This is a genomic window from Aquitalea palustris (genome assembly GCF_003693445.1).
Classification (GTDB): domain Bacteria; phylum Pseudomonadota; class Gammaproteobacteria; order Burkholderiales; family Chromobacteriaceae; genus Aquitalea; species Aquitalea palustris.
In genome coordinates this window covers 19,557-36,427 of record NZ_RFAR01000063.1, presented here as the reverse complement: position 1 = coordinate 36,427, position 16,871 = coordinate 19,557, and the positions used below count along the sequence as shown (strand labels likewise).

Annotated in this window: 14 protein-coding genes; 12 read left to right on the top strand and 2 right to left on the bottom strand. The window is 60.8% G+C overall.

Annotated features, from left to right (window positions below):
* Positions 1-178 precede the first annotated feature (178 nt).
* The 5 genes from iolD (at position 179) to EAY64_RS14880 (ending at position 7,121) form a co-directional block, all read left to right on the top strand.
* On the top strand, positions 179-2,035 hold the full coding sequence (gene iolD, locus EAY64_RS14900; protein WP_226034207.1) for a 3D-(3,5/4)-trihydroxycyclohexane-1,2-dione acylhydrolase (decyclizing): 1,857 nt from the start codon (positions 179-181) through the stop codon (positions 2,033-2,035).
* A 386-nt stretch (positions 2,036-2,421) separates the two neighbouring features.
* Complete coding sequence (locus EAY64_RS14895) at positions 2,422-3,360, top strand: sugar ABC transporter substrate-binding protein (protein ID WP_103525528.1); 939 nt, start codon at positions 2,422-2,424, stop codon at positions 3,358-3,360.
* 57 nt (positions 3,361-3,417) lie between these two features.
* Positions 3,418-4,965, top strand: a complete 1,548-nt coding sequence (locus EAY64_RS14890) for a sugar ABC transporter ATP-binding protein (RefSeq protein WP_103525527.1) — start codon at positions 3,418-3,420, stop codon at positions 4,963-4,965.
* 51 nt (positions 4,966-5,016) lie between these two features.
* Positions 5,017-6,042 (top strand): ABC transporter permease, encoded by a 1,026-nt coding sequence (locus EAY64_RS14885; protein WP_103525526.1) that lies wholly within the window; start codon positions 5,017-5,019, stop codon positions 6,040-6,042.
* Between the two features lie 167 nt (positions 6,043-6,209).
* Positions 6,210-7,121 (top strand): DMT family transporter, encoded by a 912-nt coding sequence (locus tag EAY64_RS14880; protein WP_103525525.1) that lies wholly within the window; start codon positions 6,210-6,212, stop codon positions 7,119-7,121.
* Here the strand turns inward: EAY64_RS14880 and EAY64_RS14875 are convergent.
* Positions 7,051-7,917, bottom strand: a complete 867-nt coding sequence (locus EAY64_RS14875) for a MurR/RpiR family transcriptional regulator (protein ID WP_103525524.1) — start codon at positions 7,915-7,917, stop codon at positions 7,051-7,053. The genes EAY64_RS14880 and EAY64_RS14875 overlap by 71 nt on opposite strands.
* A gap of 226 nt (positions 7,918-8,143) precedes the next feature.
* Between EAY64_RS14875 and EAY64_RS14870 the strand changes: the two genes are divergently transcribed.
* The 4 genes from EAY64_RS14870 to EAY64_RS14855 all read left to right on the top strand — a co-directional run bounded on the left by EAY64_RS14870 (position 8,144) and on the right by EAY64_RS14855 (position 13,418).
* Entirely contained in the window at positions 8,144-10,090 is a 1,947-nt protein-coding gene (locus tag EAY64_RS14870) for a bifunctional 5-dehydro-2-deoxygluconokinase/5-dehydro-2-deoxyphosphogluconate aldolase (RefSeq protein WP_226034208.1), read from the top strand.
* A 17-nt stretch (positions 10,091-10,107) separates the two neighbouring features.
* A complete protein-coding gene (gene iolE / locus EAY64_RS14865; RefSeq protein ID WP_103525523.1) occupies positions 10,108-11,025 on the top strand; it encodes a myo-inosose-2 dehydratase in 918 nt (305 codons plus the stop codon).
* Positions 11,022-11,819, top strand: coding sequence for a 5-deoxy-glucuronate isomerase (gene iolB / locus EAY64_RS14860; protein WP_103525522.1), 798 nt, complete (start codon positions 11,022-11,024; stop codon positions 11,817-11,819). Before iolE ends, iolB begins: the two co-directional genes overlap by 4 nt.
* 105 nt (positions 11,820-11,924) lie before the next feature.
* Positions 11,925-13,418: a CoA-acylating methylmalonate-semialdehyde dehydrogenase gene (locus EAY64_RS14855; protein ID WP_103525521.1), complete on the top strand. Its 1,494-nt coding sequence runs from the start codon at positions 11,925-11,927 to the stop codon at positions 13,416-13,418.
* 151 nt (positions 13,419-13,569) lie between these two features.
* Here EAY64_RS14855 and EAY64_RS14850 read toward each other — a convergent pair whose 3' ends face one another.
* Complete coding sequence (locus EAY64_RS14850) at positions 13,570-14,403, bottom strand: SPOR domain-containing protein (protein ID WP_103525520.1); 834 nt, start codon at positions 14,401-14,403, stop codon at positions 13,570-13,572.
* 139 nt (positions 14,404-14,542) lie between these two features.
* On the opposite strand from EAY64_RS14850, the gene ndk reads away from it, so the two are divergent.
* The 3 genes from ndk to pilW all read left to right on the top strand — a co-directional run bounded on the left by ndk (position 14,543) and on the right by pilW (position 16,871).
* Positions 14,543-14,968 (top strand): nucleoside-diphosphate kinase, encoded by a 426-nt coding sequence (gene ndk, locus EAY64_RS14845; RefSeq protein WP_103525519.1) that lies wholly within the window; start codon positions 14,543-14,545, stop codon positions 14,966-14,968.
* 68 nt (positions 14,969-15,036) lie between these two features.
* Positions 15,037-16,131: a dual-specificity RNA methyltransferase RlmN gene (rlmN, locus tag EAY64_RS14840; protein WP_103525518.1), complete on the top strand. Its 1,095-nt coding sequence runs from the start codon at positions 15,037-15,039 to the stop codon at positions 16,129-16,131.
* Positions 16,128-16,871 carry a type IV pilus biogenesis/stability protein PilW gene (gene pilW, locus EAY64_RS14835; RefSeq protein WP_226034209.1) on the top strand — a complete coding sequence of 248 codons (744 nt, stop codon included), beginning with the start codon at positions 16,128-16,130 and terminating at the stop codon, positions 16,869-16,871. Before rlmN ends, pilW begins: the two co-directional genes overlap by 4 nt.

Here is a 16,871-nt window from a genome sequence, read left to right as displayed (position 1 = left end):
CATTGCCCTGTCGGTTTGCATTGAAGGAAATTGATTTCCAAAAAAAATTAAAATGAAAAATATTTTGCAATTTGACGGTAATCTTATATCGTAGTGGCAGACAAGCACCTGATCATTGATGGCCTGCCAGCGGCTCCGCCCAGCCGGGCGCAGGCTGCTTCCTCCCTGGAGAATGGATGTGAAAACCGTACGTCTCACCGTGGCCCAGGCGCTGGTGCGCTATCTGGCTGCGCAGTTTGTCACCCAGCCCGATGGCCGCCGCGAGCGGCTGTTTGGCGGGGTGTGGGCCATTTTCGGCCACGGCAATGTGGCAGGTTTGGGCGAGGCGCTACAGGCCGCGCAGGATGTGCTGCCCACCTTGCGCGCCCATAACGAACAGGGCATGGCGCTGGCCGCCACTGCTTATGCCAAGTCCCATTTCCGCCGTCGCATGATGGCCATCAGCACCTCCATCGGCCCCGGTTGTACCAATCTGGTCACCGCTGCGGCGGTGGCCCATGTCAATCGCCTGCCCATGCTGCTGCTGCCGGGCGATGTGTTTATCTCGCGTGCCCCGGACCCGGTGCTGCAACAGGTGGAGGACTTTCAGGATGGCGGGGTGTCTGCGGTGGATTGCCTGCGCCCGGTATCGCGCTACTTCGACCGCATCGTGGTGCCATCCCAGTTGCTGACCGCCTTGCCGCGCGCCATTGCCACGCTCACCGATCCGGCGCAGTGCGGCCCGGTGACACTGGCTCTGCCACAAGACGTGCAGGCGCAGGCCTTCGACTGGCCGGAATCCTTTTTTGCCGAGCGTGATATCCACTTCCGTCAGCCACAGCCCGAACCTACCGAGCTGGCGGTACTGGCCAGCATGCTGCGCCAGGCCAAGCGTCCGCTCATCGTCTGTGGTGGCGGGGTGCTGTACAGCGCGGGCGGTGTGGAGGCACTGAAAAATTTTGTTGAAAGCCATGGCATTCCGGTTGGCGAGAGCCAGGCGGGCAAGAGTGCGCTGGCCTGGGATCACCCGCTGCTGGCCGGTTCCATCGGCGTCACCGGCTCACCGGCGGCCAACGAACTGGCCGCGCAGGCCGACCTGGTGCTGGCGGTGGGCAGTCGTTTGCAGGACTTCACCACCGGCTCGCATGCGCTGTATGCCCAGGCCACCTTGTTATCTATCAATGTGAATGGTTTTGATGCCATCAAATGGGGTGGCCACAGCCTGCAATGTGATGCCGCCGTCGGCCTGGCTGCGCTGAGTAGTGCGCTGGCTGGCTGGCAGGCCGATACCGACTGGACCGCCCATAGCCAGCGGCTGTGCCATGGCTGGCGCAAGCAGGTGGACGAAATCGTCCGCAGCCAGCGTGCCAGCCTGCCGACTTACGCCGAGGCCATCGGTGCGGTACAGGCGTCCGCGGCAGATTCGGCTGAGCGCGACATCGTGGTGTGCGCCGCCGGTACGCTGCCAGCCGAACTGCACAAGTTGTGGCGCACCAGCACGCCGGGTGGCTACCACATGGAGTACGGCTATTCCTGCATGGGCTACGAAGTGGCCGGTGGCCTGGGGGTGAAAATGGCCCGGCCGGAGCGCGAAGTCATCGTGATGGTGGGCGATGGCAGTTACCTGATGCTGAACAACGAGCTGGCCACTTCGGTGATGCTGGGGCACAAGGTCATCGTGCTGCTGCTGGACAATGCCGGGTATGCCTGCATCAACCGTTTGCAACAGGCCTGCGGCGGTGCGCCTTTCAACAATATGCTGGCCGACTGCCTGCAGGGCGAGCATGGTGCACCACAAATCGACTTTGCCCAGAATGCCCGTTCGCTGGGGGCGGAGGCGGAAACGGTCAGTACGGTGGCCGAGCTGCAGGCCGCCATGGTGCGCGCCCGCGCCGCCAGCCGCAGTTATCTGATCCAGCTGCGTATCGATGGCCCGCAATGCACGCCGGAAGGTGGCAGCTGGTGGGAGGTGGGTATTCCGGAAGTATCGGAACGCGAGCAGGTACGGGCTGCCCGTGCCGCCTATGAGGAGGCCCGCCAGCGCCAGCGCCACTGAGGCAACGTCTGGTGCATTGGCTGCGTGCTGCGCTCACAGTATGTTTTGAATGCCACAGGTCTGAAAGACAGTAGCCATGCCCGCGCGGCATGGCTTTTTCATTTTCATGCGCAAGTTTTTTTCAGTAAATCATTTTAAAAACAAGTTGATAGCCTGGTGTGGCGCGTAAGTGGCAGGGTAGTGGATGGTTGAGGTCTGCTATCTGCCAAAAGTAAAAATGGAAAAATATTTCTACTAATTTTTCTTTGTGAAATTTTATTTGCAATAATGCGCGGGCTCACTTATCTTAGCTGCACGACCAGACGATATGCGCCTTGCATTGCACTGCAACATGGATCACGGCGCATCTCGGGATCGAACCACTAATAAGGACAGGAGACGCATCAATGAAACGCATCACCAAGCTTGCTGGTTCCGCAGTGTTCTTTTCCCTCACCATGCTGGCCATGCCGGCCTCTGCTGCCAAACTGGGCGTGACCATGTCCGCCTTCGACGACAACTTCCTCACCGTGCTGCGCAATAACATGAAAACCTATGCCGGCAGCCAGAAGGGTGTGGACATCCAGTTTGAAGATGCGCAAAACGATGTGGGCCGCCAGCTCAGCCAGGTACAGAATTTCATTGCGCAGAAAGTGGACGCCATCATCGTCAATGTGGTGGATACCGATGCCACCCCGAAAATCACCAAGCTGGCGCAGAGCGCAGGCATCCCGCTGGTGTACGTAAACCGCATGCCGGCTGACAAGACCCTGCCGGCCAAGGTGGCCTTTGTCGGCTCCAACGAGGCCGAATCCGGCACCGTGCAAATGAAAGAGGTGTGCCGCCTGATGAAGGGCAAGGGCAATATCGTGGTGATGATGGGCGATCTGTCCAACCAGGCAGCACGCCAGCGTACCAAGGACGTGGAAGAGGTGATTGCCAAGGCGCCGTGTAATGGCATCAGGATTGTGGAAAAGCAGACCGCCAAATGGTCGCGCACCGATGGCCGCGACCTGATGATGAACTGGCTCAGCGCCGGTCTGCAGTTTGATGCCGTGGTGTCCAATAACGACGAAATGGCCCTGGGTGCGATCCAGGCGCTCAAGTCCGCCAAGCGGCTGGACAAGACCATCGTGGCTGGCGTGGATGCCACCCAGGATGCGCTTACCGCCATGAAAAACGGCGAACTGAAAGTGACCGTGTTCCAGAATGCCGCTGGCCAGGGCAAGGGCGCGGTGGATACCGCCCTCAAGCTGTCCCGTGGCGAGAAGCTGCCGTCGATGATCTGGGTGCCGTTCGAGCTGGTGACCCCGGCCAATCTGAAGAACTACCAGTCGCGCAACTAATTGCCGCAGCGGGCGGCCTCTGCTGAGGAGGTTGCCCGCGACGAGGAGGAGCAAGCCATGTTGAGCCTGGCCCCAGAAAAACCGCTGACTACCGCCCTATCCCAGCCGCCGGTGGCTGCCCAGCAGCTGCTGATCGACGTGCAAGGTGTACGCAAGGCCTTTCCCGGCGTGGTGGCACTGGATGATGTGTCCTTCCGCCTGCGCGCCGGTAGCGTGCATGCACTGATGGGCGAAAACGGAGCGGGTAAATCCACGCTGATGAAGATACTGGCGGGTGTCTACACCCCGGACCAGGGGGTTTATCGCCTGCACGGCCGCGAAATCGCGCTGACATCGCCGCTGGATGCCTTGGAAAATGGCATCGCCATGATTCATCAGGAACTCAACCTGATGCCCTTCATGAGCATTGCCGAAAACATCTGGATCCGCCGCGAGCCGCTGAACCGCTTCGGCCTGATCGACCACGCCAGAATGTACCAGATGACGCGCGAGCTGTTTGCCCAGCTCTCCATCGAGCTGGACCCGCAGGCCAAGGTGGCCAGTCTGAGCATTTCCAGCCGCCAGATGGTGGAGATCGCCCGCGCCGTATCGTACAACTCCGACGTGCTGATCATGGACGAACCCACCTCGGCGCTGACCGAGCACGAAGTCGCCCATCTGTTCCGCATCGTGCGCATGCTGCGCGAACAGGGCAAGGGCATCATCTATATCACCCACAAGATGAACGAGCTGTTCGAGATTGCCGACGAGGTGTCGGTATTCCGCGATGGCCATTTCATCGGCTGCAAGCAGGTGGAACAGCTGAGCCACGACGAAGTGATCCGCATGATGGTGGGGCGTGAAATCACCGAGATGTTCCCCAAAACCATCGTGCCGATTGGCGAGGTGGCGCTGGAGGTGAGCCATCTCACGCTGGATGGCGTGTTTCACGATGTGTCTTTTTCACTGCGCCAAGGCGAGATTCTCGGGGTGGCCGGCCTGATCGGCTCCGGCCGCAGCAATGTGGCGGAAACCCTGTTTGGCGTCAGCCCGGCCAGTAGCGGCCAGATCCGTATCAATGGCCAGCCGGTGACCATCGATTCACCGCGCACCGCCATGCAGCACGGCATGGCCTTTCTCACCGAAGACCGCAAGGACACCGGCTGTTTTCTCAGCCTGAGTATTCAGGAAAACATGCAGATTTCGGTGCTGGGTGGAGACAATCTGCAAGCCGGCTTTGTCCGCCAGCAGGCACTGGACGCCATGTGCGAAGCCATGTCCGGCACCTTGCGCGTCAAGACACCCAATCTGGACGAGCGGATTGAGAACCTGTCCGGTGGCAACCAGCAAAAGGTGCTGATAGGCCGCTGGCTGCTGACCAATCCGAAAATACTCATTCTGGACGAGCCCACCCGTGGCATCGACGTCGGGGCCAAGGCGGAAATCCACAAGCTGATCTGCAAGCTGGCAGGGCAGGGGGTGGCCGTCATCATGATTTCGTCGGAGCTACCCGAGGTACTGGGCATGAGTGACCGCATCATGGTGATGCATGAAGGCCGGGTCACCGGCATCGTCGACCGCGCCGATGCCACCCAGGTCAGCATCATGACACTGGCTGCCGGCTGACCGCTTGGTTGGTTACGGCAGGCAAGCACAATAACAGCAGGAGAAGACAACATGGCAATCAGCAATACGCAAGCACTGGGCAAATCTCCCAAGCCCGGTGCATTCCGGTTCAAACTGCCGGCCGAAGCGCGCATCTTCATGGTGCTGCTGGGCGTGGCCCTGATTTTTGAACTGTTGGGCTGGATTTTTGTTGGCCAGAGCTTTATCGCCAACAAGGAAAGGCTCATCGTGATGATTCTGCAGGTGTCGGTCATCGGCATCATCGCCGTCGGCGTCACCCAGATCATCATCATGGGCGGCATCGATTTGTCCTCAGGCTCGGTGGTGGCACTCACCGCCATGGTGTCGGCCAGTCTGGCGCAGACTTCGGATTTTGCCCGCGCAGTCTTTCCCACGCTGACCGACCTGCCGGTGATTGCACCGCTGGCAGCCGGTCTGCTGGTGGGGCTGGTATGCGGGCTGATCAACGGCACGGTGATTGCCAAAACCGCCATTCCACCCTTCATCGCCACTCTGGGCGTGATGGTGACTGCGCGCGGCATGGCCAAGTGGTACACCCAGGGTGAGCCCATCAGCATGCTGTCGGATAACTACGCGGCCATTGGTGCCGGCATCAATCCGGTGATCATCTTCCTGGTAACGGCGCTGGTGTTCCACATCATTCTCAGCTACACCCGCTACGGCAAATACACCTATGCCATCGGTGCCAACCGTGCTGCCGCCCGTGTGGCCGGCATCAATGTCAACCGACACCTGATCCTGGTGTATACCGTGGCCGGCCTGCTGTCGGGGCTGGCCGGGGTGGTGACCTCGGCGCGGGCGGTATCCGGCCAGGCCGGCATGGGCATGATGTACGAGCTGGATGCGATTGCCGCTGCGGTGATTGGTGGCACCTCGCTTAATGGCGGTCTGGGCAAGATTACCGGCACCGTCATCGGCACGCTGATCCTGGGCACCATGACCTCGGGTTTCACCTTCCTGCGCATCGATGCCTATTACCAGGAAATCGTCAAAGGCATCATCATCGTGGTGGCGGTGGTGGCCGACCAGTACCGCCAGCGTAACCGCCGCAGCTAACTGCCAGCTGCTACGACGCAGGGTGTGACTCCGGTTAAACTGTTGCCGGAGTGACACCCTGTCGCTTGTATTCAGCCTGTGGTTTGCACATGAATTTCTCAGCAGGGTGTTGATCGGGAAGGCGAGCCTTCCCGTTTTTTCATTAATGGCGGGAAGGTGTTGTTGTCTTGAATCGTGCTCTGCGCCCCGGGCTGGCCGAAGCCAGCCTGGTATTGGTTACCCTGATTGCCGGCTTTGGCTGGCTGTGTTCCAAGGAAGTCTTGCGCGGCATGCCGCCACTGCTGTTTCTGGGCGTGCGTTTTGCCAGCGCCGGTGCGGTGCTGGCGGCGTTAGCGCGCCTGCGTGCTCAGCCATTGCCGTGGCGTTTGCCTGCTACCAGCTGGTGGAGTGCCGCCATGCTGGCGCTGGCCATGGTGCTGTGGATGCTGGCCTTGCAGCTGAGCAATAACCTGGGGGTGGGCGCCTTCATCGGCAGCCTGGGGGTGGTGCTGGCCCCGGTGCTGGCGCGATTGATGTTTGGCACGGTGCTGCTGGCGCAGACCTTGTGGGCGATGCCGCTGGCGGTACTCGGGGTGGCGGCCATGGCCTTGCATGGCGGCTGGCAACTGGACGCGGCGGATAGCCTGTTTCTGGCCTCGGCCGTGGCAATGTCGGTGTTTCTCAATCTGAACGGGCGTGCCGGTGCCCGCGCACCGGCCTTGTCACTGACTGCCTTGCAGCTATTGCTGGCGGGGCTGGCCGGTTTTGCCGGCAGTGTGATGGTGGAGCGGTGGCCCGCCAGCCTGAGTCCGGCGCTGTGGGGCTGGCTGCTGGTCAGCATCCTGCTGGCTACCTGCGGTCGTTTCTTCCTGCAGGGCTGGGCACAGGCGCGGGTGACTATGCAGCGTTCGGCCTTCATTCTGCTGCTGGAGCCGGTATGGACCGCCATGCTGGCCTGGCTGTGGTTTGGCAGCAGCATGAGCGCCAGCCAGTTGGCCGGCGCCGGGCTGATCATGTCATCCTTGCTGGTCAGTCGTCGTAAGCCCCGGCGTCGCGGGTCTCTTCAATCACCAGTTCCAGCCGGTAAGACAGGGCAATGAATAGTGCCTGACACAGGCTGATGGTGCTGGTGAGCGAACGGAAGGCAAAGGCGCTGCCTTCCTTTACCGTCAGCACGGCATCGGCATGGCGCGACAGCGGGCTGAGCTGACTGTCGGTAATCACCAGCTGCTTCGCCTTGCTTTGGGCGGCCACGCGCGCGCAGTAGCGGGTTTCCCTGCCATAGGGCTGAAAGCTGATGGCAATCAGCAAGTCGTTTTCGCGAATGCTGCGGATCTGGTCGTGGTACATGCCACCCAGGCCGGATACCAGATGCACGCGCTTGGCCGTGTGCTGCAAGGCGTAGCTGATATAACTGGCAATCGGGAACATGCGTCGCACTGCCACCACATAGATATTGTCTGCCTTCACCAGCAGATCCACCGCCTTGTCGATGGCAACCGGGTCCAGCGTCTGACCCAGCTCGTCCAGGCCTTGCTGACAGGCGGCAATGAAGTTCTGCGTCACCTGGGTGTTGCTCAGCGGCGTGTCCTGGGTGGCAATCACGCTGCGGATGCGCTTCTGGTAATTGTTGACGTTGCTGGCCGCCGGGGCAAAGGCATCGCGAAACACCGCCTGCATGTCGGAAAAACCGCTGAAGCCAAAGCGCTGGGCAAAACGCACAATAGCCGATGGCTGCACTTCGCAGGCCTGGGCGATATCGGTTATCCGCTCCAGGATCAGTGTCTGGCGGTGTTCCTCGATATATTTGGCAATCACTTTCAGCTGCTTGCTCAGGCCTTCGTATTCCTCGGCAATCCGCTGCATCAGCTGGTCGGCGCTCATTTCCTTGCTCATGTTGTGAAGTTTCTGCTGTCTGGACCGTCCTATTTTAGTGGGAATCGACCCAGTTAGAAAAAATTATTTCGGAAATAAATTTCTATTAGAAATTAAATACGAAAAAAATGTTGCGTTTGCCGTGGCCGCGTTTTATGCTGGCTGCAACCGATATGGCTGACGGCACTCTTCCCCGGGCGGGTGGAGGTGGGCCGCAGCGGCGGACAGTCACTTAACGAGACATAGAATGCACACCATGCAAAACACCACCCATTTTGCTGCAGACCGACCGCTGGATCTGATTTGTCTGGGGCGGTTGGCCATCGACCTGTATGCCCGCCAACTGGGAGCCCGGCTGGAAGACGCCAGCAGCTTTGCCCGTTATCTGGGCGGCTCCTCGGCCAATATCGCCTTCGGCACCGCCCGGCTGGGCCTGAAGTCCGCCATGCTGTCCCGCGTGGGCGACGAACACATGGGGCGCTACCTGCTGCAAACCCTGTCGGCGGAAGGTTGCGATGTCAGCCAGGTGAAAGTGGACCCGGAACGGCTGACCGCGCTGGTGCTGCTGGGCATCAAGGACCGCGATACCTTCCCCCTGCTGTTCTACCGTGAAAACTGCGCCGACATGGCGCTGGAAGAAGCGGATATCGATGAAGACTTCATCGCTTCCAGCAAGGCGCTGCTGATTACCGGCACCCATTTTTCCAGCGCCAAGGTCAATGCTGCCAGCCGCAAGGCCCTGGCCCTGGCCCGTCAGCATGATGTACGCACCGTGCTGGACATCGATTACCGCCCGGTGCTGTGGGGCATTACCGGGCGTGGCAATGGCGAACAGCGTTATATCGCCAGCGATGGCGTCACCGCCCATCTGCAGTCGGTACTGCCGCTGTTTGACCTGATTGTCGGTACCGAAGAAGAAATCAATATCGCCGGCGGCTCGGACGATTTGCTCACCAGCCTGGCTGTCGTGCGCCAGCTGGCCCCGCAGGCCACACTGGTGGTGAAACGCGGGCCGCTGGGCTGCGCGGTGATTCCGGCAGCCATTCCTGAGCGCATCGAGGATGCCTTCTCGGTCAAGAGCGCACAGGTGGAGGTGATGAATGTGCTGGGGGCTGGCGATGCCTTTCTGTCGGGCTTCCTGTCCGGCTGGCTCAATGGCCGCGATTACGGCTGGTGCTGCACCCGTGCCAATGCCTGCGGCGCGCTGGTGGTATCGCGCCATGGCTGCTCGCCGGCCATGCCCACCCCGGCCGAGCTGGATTATTTCCTCGGCCTGGAAACAACACCGCTACGTCCTGGTGATGATGCCACGCTCAATCGCCTGCATCGGGTCAGCATCCAGCGCAAGCAATGGGACGATCTGTGTGTTTTCGCCTTTGACCATCGCAAGCAGTTTTTCGAGCTGGCGCAGCAGAGCGGGGTCGATGAAGCGCGCATTTCCAGCCTCAAGAACCTGCTGGTCCAGGCGGTAGCCGAAACCGAGGCCGCGCTGCAACTGCAAGGCCATATCGGCATCCTGGTGGACGACCGCTACGGTGAGGATGCCATCTACGCGGCTACCGGGCGTGGCTGGTGGATAGGCCGTCCGGTGGAGCTACCCGGCTCCAATCCGCTGGAGTTCGACCGTGGCCGCACCGCTACCGCGCGGCTGGAAAGCTGGCCACAGGAACACATCATCAAATGCCTGGTGCAGTACCACCCGGACGACACGCTGGAAAACCGGCTGGAGCAGGAAGCTCAGGTGCGTGCCATTTACGAGGCGGCGCAACTGAGTGGCCATGAGCTGTTGCTGGAAGTGATTCCGTCGAAAAAGCTGCCGCAGCAGCCGGATACCGTGCTGCGCGCCCTCAAGCGTTTCTACAATCTGGGCATTTATCCGGAATGGTGGAAGCTGGAGTCGATGAGCCGCGCGCAATGGCAGGCGGTGGATGCCCTGCTGGCCGAGCGCGACCCCTATTGCCGTGGCGTGGTGCTGCTGGGCTTGCATGCCTCGCTGGATGTGCTGCGCCAGGGCTTTGCCGATGCGGCAGCCAGCACCAGCTGCCGTGGCTTCATGGTGGGGCGCACGCTGTTCCACGAGCCATCACAACGCTGGCTAGCCGGCGAACTGGATGATGCCGGGCTGATCAGCGCCGCCCGTGCCAATTTTGAAACCCTGATCGACATCTGGCGCAGCCGTCGCCAGCCGCGCTGAACCACCGGGAGAGAATAATGAGCAAGCCATTCAAGGTAAAAATCGGCATCAACCCCATTTCCTGGTGCAATGACGACCTGCCTTCGCTGGGCGGTGACGTCACGCTGGACACCATCCTGGCCGAAGGCTCGCGCATCGGTTATCAGGGCTTCGAACTGGGCAACAAGTTTCCGCGTGACCCGGCCGCGCTGGCCGCCGTGCTACAGCCCTATGGCGTGGCCTGCATTTCCGGCTGGCACTCCGGCTTGCTGGCCGAGGGCACGGTAGAAGACGAAATCCGCCGGGTAGAGCCGCATCTGCAATTGCTGGTGCACAACGGCTGCCAGGTGATGGTGTATGGCGAAGTGGCCAGCGCCATTCAAGGCCAGCCGCAGCCGCTGTACAAGCGCCCGCGCTTCAATAGCCAGCAGCAATGGCTGGCCTATGGCGCGCGGCTGAACGAATTTGCCCGCCACCTGCAATCGCGTGGCATCACCCTGGCCTACCACCACCACATGGGAGCCTATGTGGAAACGGCACAGGACATCGACCAGCTGATGGTGGTGACCGGGCCGGAAGTGGGCCTGCTGTTCGACAGCGGCCACATCACCTTCGCCGGTGGCGATGCCCTGGCCGTGCTACGCAAGCATATTGCCCGCGTGGTGCATGTGCATTGCAAGGACGTGCGCCCGCAAGTGGTGGCGCAAGCCTGGAACGGCAACTGGAGCTTTCTGCAGGCGGTAATCAACGGCGCCTTTACCGTGCCAGGCGATGGCTGCATCGATTTTGCGGCCATCCTGCATACCCTGGCCGAGCACGACTATGCCGGCTGGCTGGTGGTGGAGGCCGAGCAGGACCCGGTGGTGGCCCCCAGCTACGAATACGCCGACAAGGGCTATCGCACCCTGTCCGGCCTGGTGGCTGCCATCAATCAGCAGGAAAGGACTGTGGCATGAGTTTGCTGGTCAAGGCAGGCAAGGGACGCGAGATTGCCGACATCACCCCGCAGCGTGCCAACTGGCAGCATGTCGGTTTCCGGGCTCTGCGGCTGGATGTGGGCGAGCAGGAGCATTGGCAGGAGGCCGGACGCGAATGCTGTCTGGTAGTGCTCACCGGCAAGGTGGCGGTAGCGGCGGGCACGCAGCATTGGGACAGCCTGGGTGAGCGCAGCAGCGTGTTTGACGAGCAGGCCCCGTGGGCAGTGTATGTCCCGGCGGGAGAACCACTCACCATCACTGCACTGACTCCGGCTGAAGTGGCGTTGTGCTCGGCCCCCGGCCAGCCGGGGCGAGAGGTGCGGCTGATTGCACCTGCCAGCATGCAGCGCAGCGTGCGTGGCAAGGGGGCCAATACCCGTTACGTCACCGACATCCTGCCGCAAACCGAGCCAGCCGACGGCCTGCTGGTGGTGGAAGTCATCACCCCGTCCGGCCATTCTTCCAGCTACCCGCCGCACAAGCACGATCTGGATAATCTGCCGGCGGAAAGCGTGCTGGAAGAAACCTACTACCACCGCATCGACCCGCCGCAGGGCTTTGCCTTCCAGCGTGTCTATACCGATGACCGCAGCCTGGACGAATCCCATGCGGTGGAAAACCACGACGTGATGATGGTGCCACGTGGTTATCACCCGGTATGTGTGCCTTATGGCTACCAGTCCTATTACCTCAACGTGATGGCCGGGCCCAAGCGCCAATGGTGCTTCCGCAACGACCCGCAGCATGAGTGGCTGCTGCAGCTGCCGGACTGAAGCCGACAGGCCCGCCCTGACGGGCCGCTCTCATCCCCACCGATTCCGTTTTGATGCCGACCGACGACAGGCAGGCCCCCGGCTTGCCCACCGCAAGGAGAAACCATGTTGCAGATTCCGCATTTCATCAATGGCCAGCGCACCGCTGGCGCAGCGCAACGCCACGCAGCCGTGTTCAACCCGGCACTGGGCCGCAGCCAGGCCCAGGTGGTGCTGGCTGAGGCGCAAGATGTCGAAGCCGCCGTAGCCGCCGCCCATGCGGCTTTCCCGGCCTGGGCGGCACTGTCGCCGCTCAAGCGTTCGCGCATCCTGTTCCGTTTCAAAAGCATGCTGGAAGAGCGCCAGCGCGAGCTGGCAGCGGTGATTTCCAGCGAGCATGGCAAGGTGGAGTCCGACGCTCAGGGCGAGGTACAGCGCGGGCTGGAAGTGGTGGAGTTTGCCTGCGGCATTCCGCAATTGCTCAAGGGTGAGTACACCGAGCAAGTGGCCACCGGGGTGGATGCCTGGACCATGCGCCAGCCACTGGGTGTGGTGGCCGGTATCACACCGTTCAATTTCCCGGCCATGGTGCCGATGTGGATGTTCCCGGTGGCGCTGGCCTGCGGCAATACCTTCATCCTCAAGCCATCCGAACGTGACCCGTCGGCCAGCCTGCTGATCGCCGAATGGCTGAAAGAGGCCGGTTTGCCGGATGGTGTGTTCAATGTGCTGCAAGGTGACAAGCTGGCGGTGGATGGCCTGCTTACCCATCCGGACGTAGCCGCGGTCAGCTTTGTCGGCTCCACGCCGATTGCCCGTTACATCTATGAAACCGGTGCCGCGCATGGCAAGCGGGTACAAGCGCTGGGCGGTGCCAAGAACCACATGGTGGTGCTGCCGGATGCAGACCTGGACATGACCATCGAAGCGCTGATGGGCGCGGCCTACGGCTCGGCTGGTGAACGCTGCATGGCCATCTCGGTGGCGGTGGCGGTGGGCGAGGTGGCCGATACCCTGGTGGCGCGGCTGGCCGAGCGCACCCGCCAGCTACGTATCAATATCGGTACTGATCCCAAAGCCGAGATGGGCCCGCTGGTGACGCGCCAGCATCTGGACAAGGTAAGCGGCTATATCGCCCAGGGCGTGGCCGAAGGGGCAGCGCTGGTGGTGGATGGCCGTGGGCTGGTGGTGCCAGGCTGCGAAGAGGGGTTCTTCATCGGCGGCACGCTGTTCGATCATGTGACGCCTGCCATGACCATCTACCAGGAAGAGATATTCGGCCCGGTGCTGGCCGTGGTGCGGGTGGACAGTCTGGACGCGACAGTACGGCTGATCAACCAGCATGCTTATGGCAACGGTACTGCCATCTTCACCCGCGACGGGGGGGCCGCGCGTGAGTTTGCCCATCGCATCCAGGTGGGCATGGTGGGCATCAACGTGCCGATTCCGGTACCCATGGCCTTCCACAGCTTTGGTGGCTGGAAAGCTTCGCTGTTTGGCGACCACCACATGCACGGTCCGGAAGGCGTCCGTTTTTATACCCGCATGAAGGCCATTACCAGTCGCTGGCCGGCAGGGCGTGCGCATGTCGCAGAATTTGCCATGCCGACACTCGGCTAGCAGGTCAAGAGCATTACTCCCTCATCCACAGTGGGACTTCCCGGGCAGCTCAGGCTGCCTGTTTTTTTCTCTGCATAATGCAGCAGGCCCGCTCTCATTACATGACGGCGGGCCTGGCGTTGACTTGCAACAGGGCTTCTGTTGGCGGCGTTTATTGCGCGGCAGGCGCCAGCAAGGGGGTGTAGCCAAGGTTGCGCAGCTTGGCCATGGCCTCGTCCGCTTCGACGCGGGTTTTGAAGGGGCCGAGCTGGACGCGGGTTTCGGTGTGGGCTTCTATGCCCTTGGCTTTTAATTCCTTCACCAGTTTTTCCGCATTACCCATGCTGGAAAACAGCCCCAGCTGCAATTTGTAACCCAGCGAGCTGCCTTCCGGCTTGGCTTTGACTAGCGGGGCTGGCGGTGGGGTCACGCTGTTGTCGTTGTCCGGGGCGCTGCGTAAGGGCTGCGCGGCAGGAGCTGCCTTGCTTGGTGCCGCATGGGAGGTCACCGCAGCCACGGGCGGCGTGGCCGCTTGCGGGGCAGTGGTGGTGGCTGTTGCCGGAGCAGGCTTGCTGGCAGGTTTGGCGGCCGCGGGGTGGGCTGCTGGCACGGCCACCGGTTTGCTGTTGGCGACTGCCGGAGTCTTGCTGATGTCCGGGGTCTGTGGTGGTGTTGCCGTCGGTGCTGCTGGCGAGGCGGTGCTGCCGGCGTCGGTTTGTGGTGCGCTGGCCTCTACTGCGGGAGCACTGCTTTCCACGGCGGGTTCTGCTGCTGCTTGCTCCAGTGCCGGCGCCGAGCTGGGGTTGACGATCTTGCCCGAGCTGCCAGCTGGTGTGGTGGCCGTCATTTCCACTTTGGGTTTTTTCATGCTGTCCAGCACGGGAATGGCCGCCAGCGCCACGGCAACCAGCCCACCGGCAATCGCCAGCCGCTTTTTCAGCTTGCTGTTGAGATCTTTTTCATCCGGTGCAGAGCCGGGGTCTTGCCGTTGGTTTTGTTCTGTCATGGCCTTGAATTTTTATGCAGCAGAGGCTTGAAAAGGCTGGTAAAATATCGGGTTCCTCAGAATTGCGTAACCCGAGTGGCTGAGCTAGAGCCTAGTTTAGCCACTTGTTCTGTTATTTGGGAGTATTTGGGAGATTTTTATGGCAATTGAACGTACCCTGTCCATCGTTAAGCCGGATGCCGTAGCCAAGAACGTTATCGGCAAGATCTACGACCGTTTCGAATCCGCTGGTCTGAAAGTGGTGGCGGCCAAGCTGAAACAGCTGTCCCGCGCTGAAGCCGAAGGCTTCTACGCCGTGCACAAAGAACGTCCTTTCTTCAAGGATCTGGTTGATTTCATGGTTTCCGGCCCGGTGATGATCCAGGCTCTGGAAGGTGAAAACGCCATCGCCAAGAACCGCGAACTGATGGGCGCTACCGATCCGAAAAAGGCTGACGCCGGCACCATCCGCGCCGATTTCGCCGACTCTATCGACGCCAATGCCGTGCATGGTTCCGACAGCGCTGAAAACGCAGCAATCGAAGTGGCTTATTTCTTTGCCTCTTCCGAGGTTTACTCCCGTTAATCTCGTGTTGCCGTAATGGATGTATCTGGCGGCAGCCTGGTGGCTGCCGCTGTTTTACCGAGGATTGCATGAAAACCAACCTGCTCGACTTCAATCTGGACCAGCTGACCGAACACTTTGCCGCCATGGGAGAGAAAGCCTTCCGTGCCAAGCAAGTGATGCGCTGGATGCACCAGATGGGCGAAGACGATTTCGACGCGATGACCGACCTGGCCAAAAGCCTGCGTGCCAAGCTGCACGAGCGGGCAGAGGTGCGCGTACCGTCGCTGATGACCGGGCAGGCGTCCAGTGATGGTACCCGCAAGTGGCTGCTCGACGTCGGCACCGGCAACGGTGTGGAAACCGTGTTCATTCCGGAAGACGACCGCGGCACCTTGTGCGTGTCATCCCAAGTGGGCTGTGCGCTGGAGTGTACCTTCTGCTCCACCGGTCGCCAGGGTTTCAACCGCAACCTGAGTACCGCCGAAATCATCGGCCAGCTGTGGTGGGCCAACAAGGCCATGGGCATTACCCCGAAAAACGAACGGGTGGTGTCCAATGTGGTGATGATGGGCATGGGCGAGCCGCTGGCCAACTTCGACAATGTGGTCAGCGCGCTGCAAATCATGCTGGACGATCACGGCTATGGCCTCAGCCGCCGCCGTGTGACGCTGTCCACCTCCGGCCTGGTGCCGCAGATGGATCGCCTGCGTGAAGCTTGTCCGGTGGCGCTGGCTGTCAGCCTGCATGCACCGAACGATGCCATTCGCGATGAAATCGTCCCCATCAACAAGAAATACCCGCTGAAAGAATTGATGGCGGCCTGCCAGCGCTATCTGGAAAAGGCCCCGCGCGATTTCATTACCTTTGAATATGTCATGCTGGACGGCATCAATGATCGACCGGAACATGCCCGCCAGTTGCTGGAACTGGTGCGCGACGTCCCGTGCAAGTTCAACCTGATTCCGTTCAATCCTTTCCCGAACTCCGGTTACGATCGCTCCAGCAATAATGCGATCCGCATTTTCCGCGAATTGTTGCAGGAACAGGGTTACGTGGTTACCGTAAGAAAAACCCGTGGTGACGACATCGACGCGGCCTGTGGTCAACTAGCCGGACAGGTGATGGACAAGACCCGTCGTCAGGTGAAGTGGATGCAGATAGCCCAGGAGCGCGAAGAATGAGCAAGTGGCGAGTGTGGATGGCGGTGTGCCTGTTGGCGTATTCCCTTGTCGCATTCGCCGCGCCGGCCAACCGCAAACTGGCGGAAATCCGCAGCCAGCTGGCCGTTGAATATGCCGGGCTGGGCAATCTGCCGATAGCGCTGGAGTCTGCCAATGAGGCGGTAAAGGCCGATGACAGCTTTGTCGGTGCTTATCTGACCCGGGCCTATGTATACAATCTGATGCATCTGGATAGCGATGCCGAGAAGAACTTTCTCAAGGCGCTACAGGTCGATTCCTCCAGTCCGGAGGCAAATAATAATTATGGCCAGTTTCTGTGCGAACATGAACGCCCGCGGGCGGCCATGGATTACTTCGCCAAGGCCATCGCCAACCCACTGTACCAGACACCCCAAACGGCCTATCTCAACATGGGCCGTTGCAGTGTCAAGCTGGGTGAAACCACCCAGGCCAATGATTACCTGCTGACCGCCTTGCAGATGGCCCCCAATTATTTGCCTGCACTGCGCGAATTGGCTGCCTTGCATCTGGAGCTGGGTAATACCAAACTGGCGTCCTTTTATTTCGGACGCTTGCAGCAGACCGCAGGCAATACACAGCTCGGGGCCGATGTCTTGTGGCTGGGCGTACAGATTGCCAGGAAAGGGGGAGACCGGGCGCATGAGGCGGAATATTCCACCGCGCTGAAAAACCGCTACCCGGACTCCAAGGAAACACAACTGTTGTTGAGCGGAAGCTGA

Coding starts and splice junctions, on each gene's coding strand:
- pilW (WP_226034209.1), top strand. CDS start 16,128: ATGAGCAAGTGGCGAGTGTGGATGGCGGTGTGCCTGTTGGCGTATTCC.
- EAY64_RS14850 (WP_103525520.1), bottom strand. CDS start 14,403: ATGACAGAACAAAACCAACGGCAAGACCCCGGCTCTGCACCGGATGAA.
- iolB (WP_103525522.1), top strand. CDS start 11,022: ATGAGTTTGCTGGTCAAGGCAGGCAAGGGACGCGAGATTGCCGACATC.
- EAY64_RS14885 (WP_103525526.1), top strand. CDS start 5,017: ATGGCAATCAGCAATACGCAAGCACTGGGCAAATCTCCCAAGCCCGGT.
- EAY64_RS14855 (WP_103525521.1), top strand. CDS start 11,925: ATGTTGCAGATTCCGCATTTCATCAATGGCCAGCGCACCGCTGGCGCA.
- EAY64_RS14895 (WP_103525528.1), top strand. CDS start 2,422: ATGAAACGCATCACCAAGCTTGCTGGTTCCGCAGTGTTCTTTTCCCTC.
- EAY64_RS14875 (WP_103525524.1), bottom strand. CDS start 7,917: ATGAGCAAGGAAATGAGCGCCGACCAGCTGATGCAGCGGATTGCCGAG.
- iolE (WP_103525523.1), top strand. CDS start 10,108: ATGAGCAAGCCATTCAAGGTAAAAATCGGCATCAACCCCATTTCCTGG.
- EAY64_RS14890 (WP_103525527.1), top strand. CDS start 3,418: ATGTTGAGCCTGGCCCCAGAAAAACCGCTGACTACCGCCCTATCCCAG.
- EAY64_RS14870 (WP_226034208.1), top strand. CDS start 8,144: ATGCACACCATGCAAAACACCACCCATTTTGCTGCAGACCGACCGCTG.
- rlmN (WP_103525518.1), top strand. CDS start 15,037: ATGAAAACCAACCTGCTCGACTTCAATCTGGACCAGCTGACCGAACAC.
- ndk (WP_103525519.1), top strand. CDS start 14,543: ATGGCAATTGAACGTACCCTGTCCATCGTTAAGCCGGATGCCGTAGCC.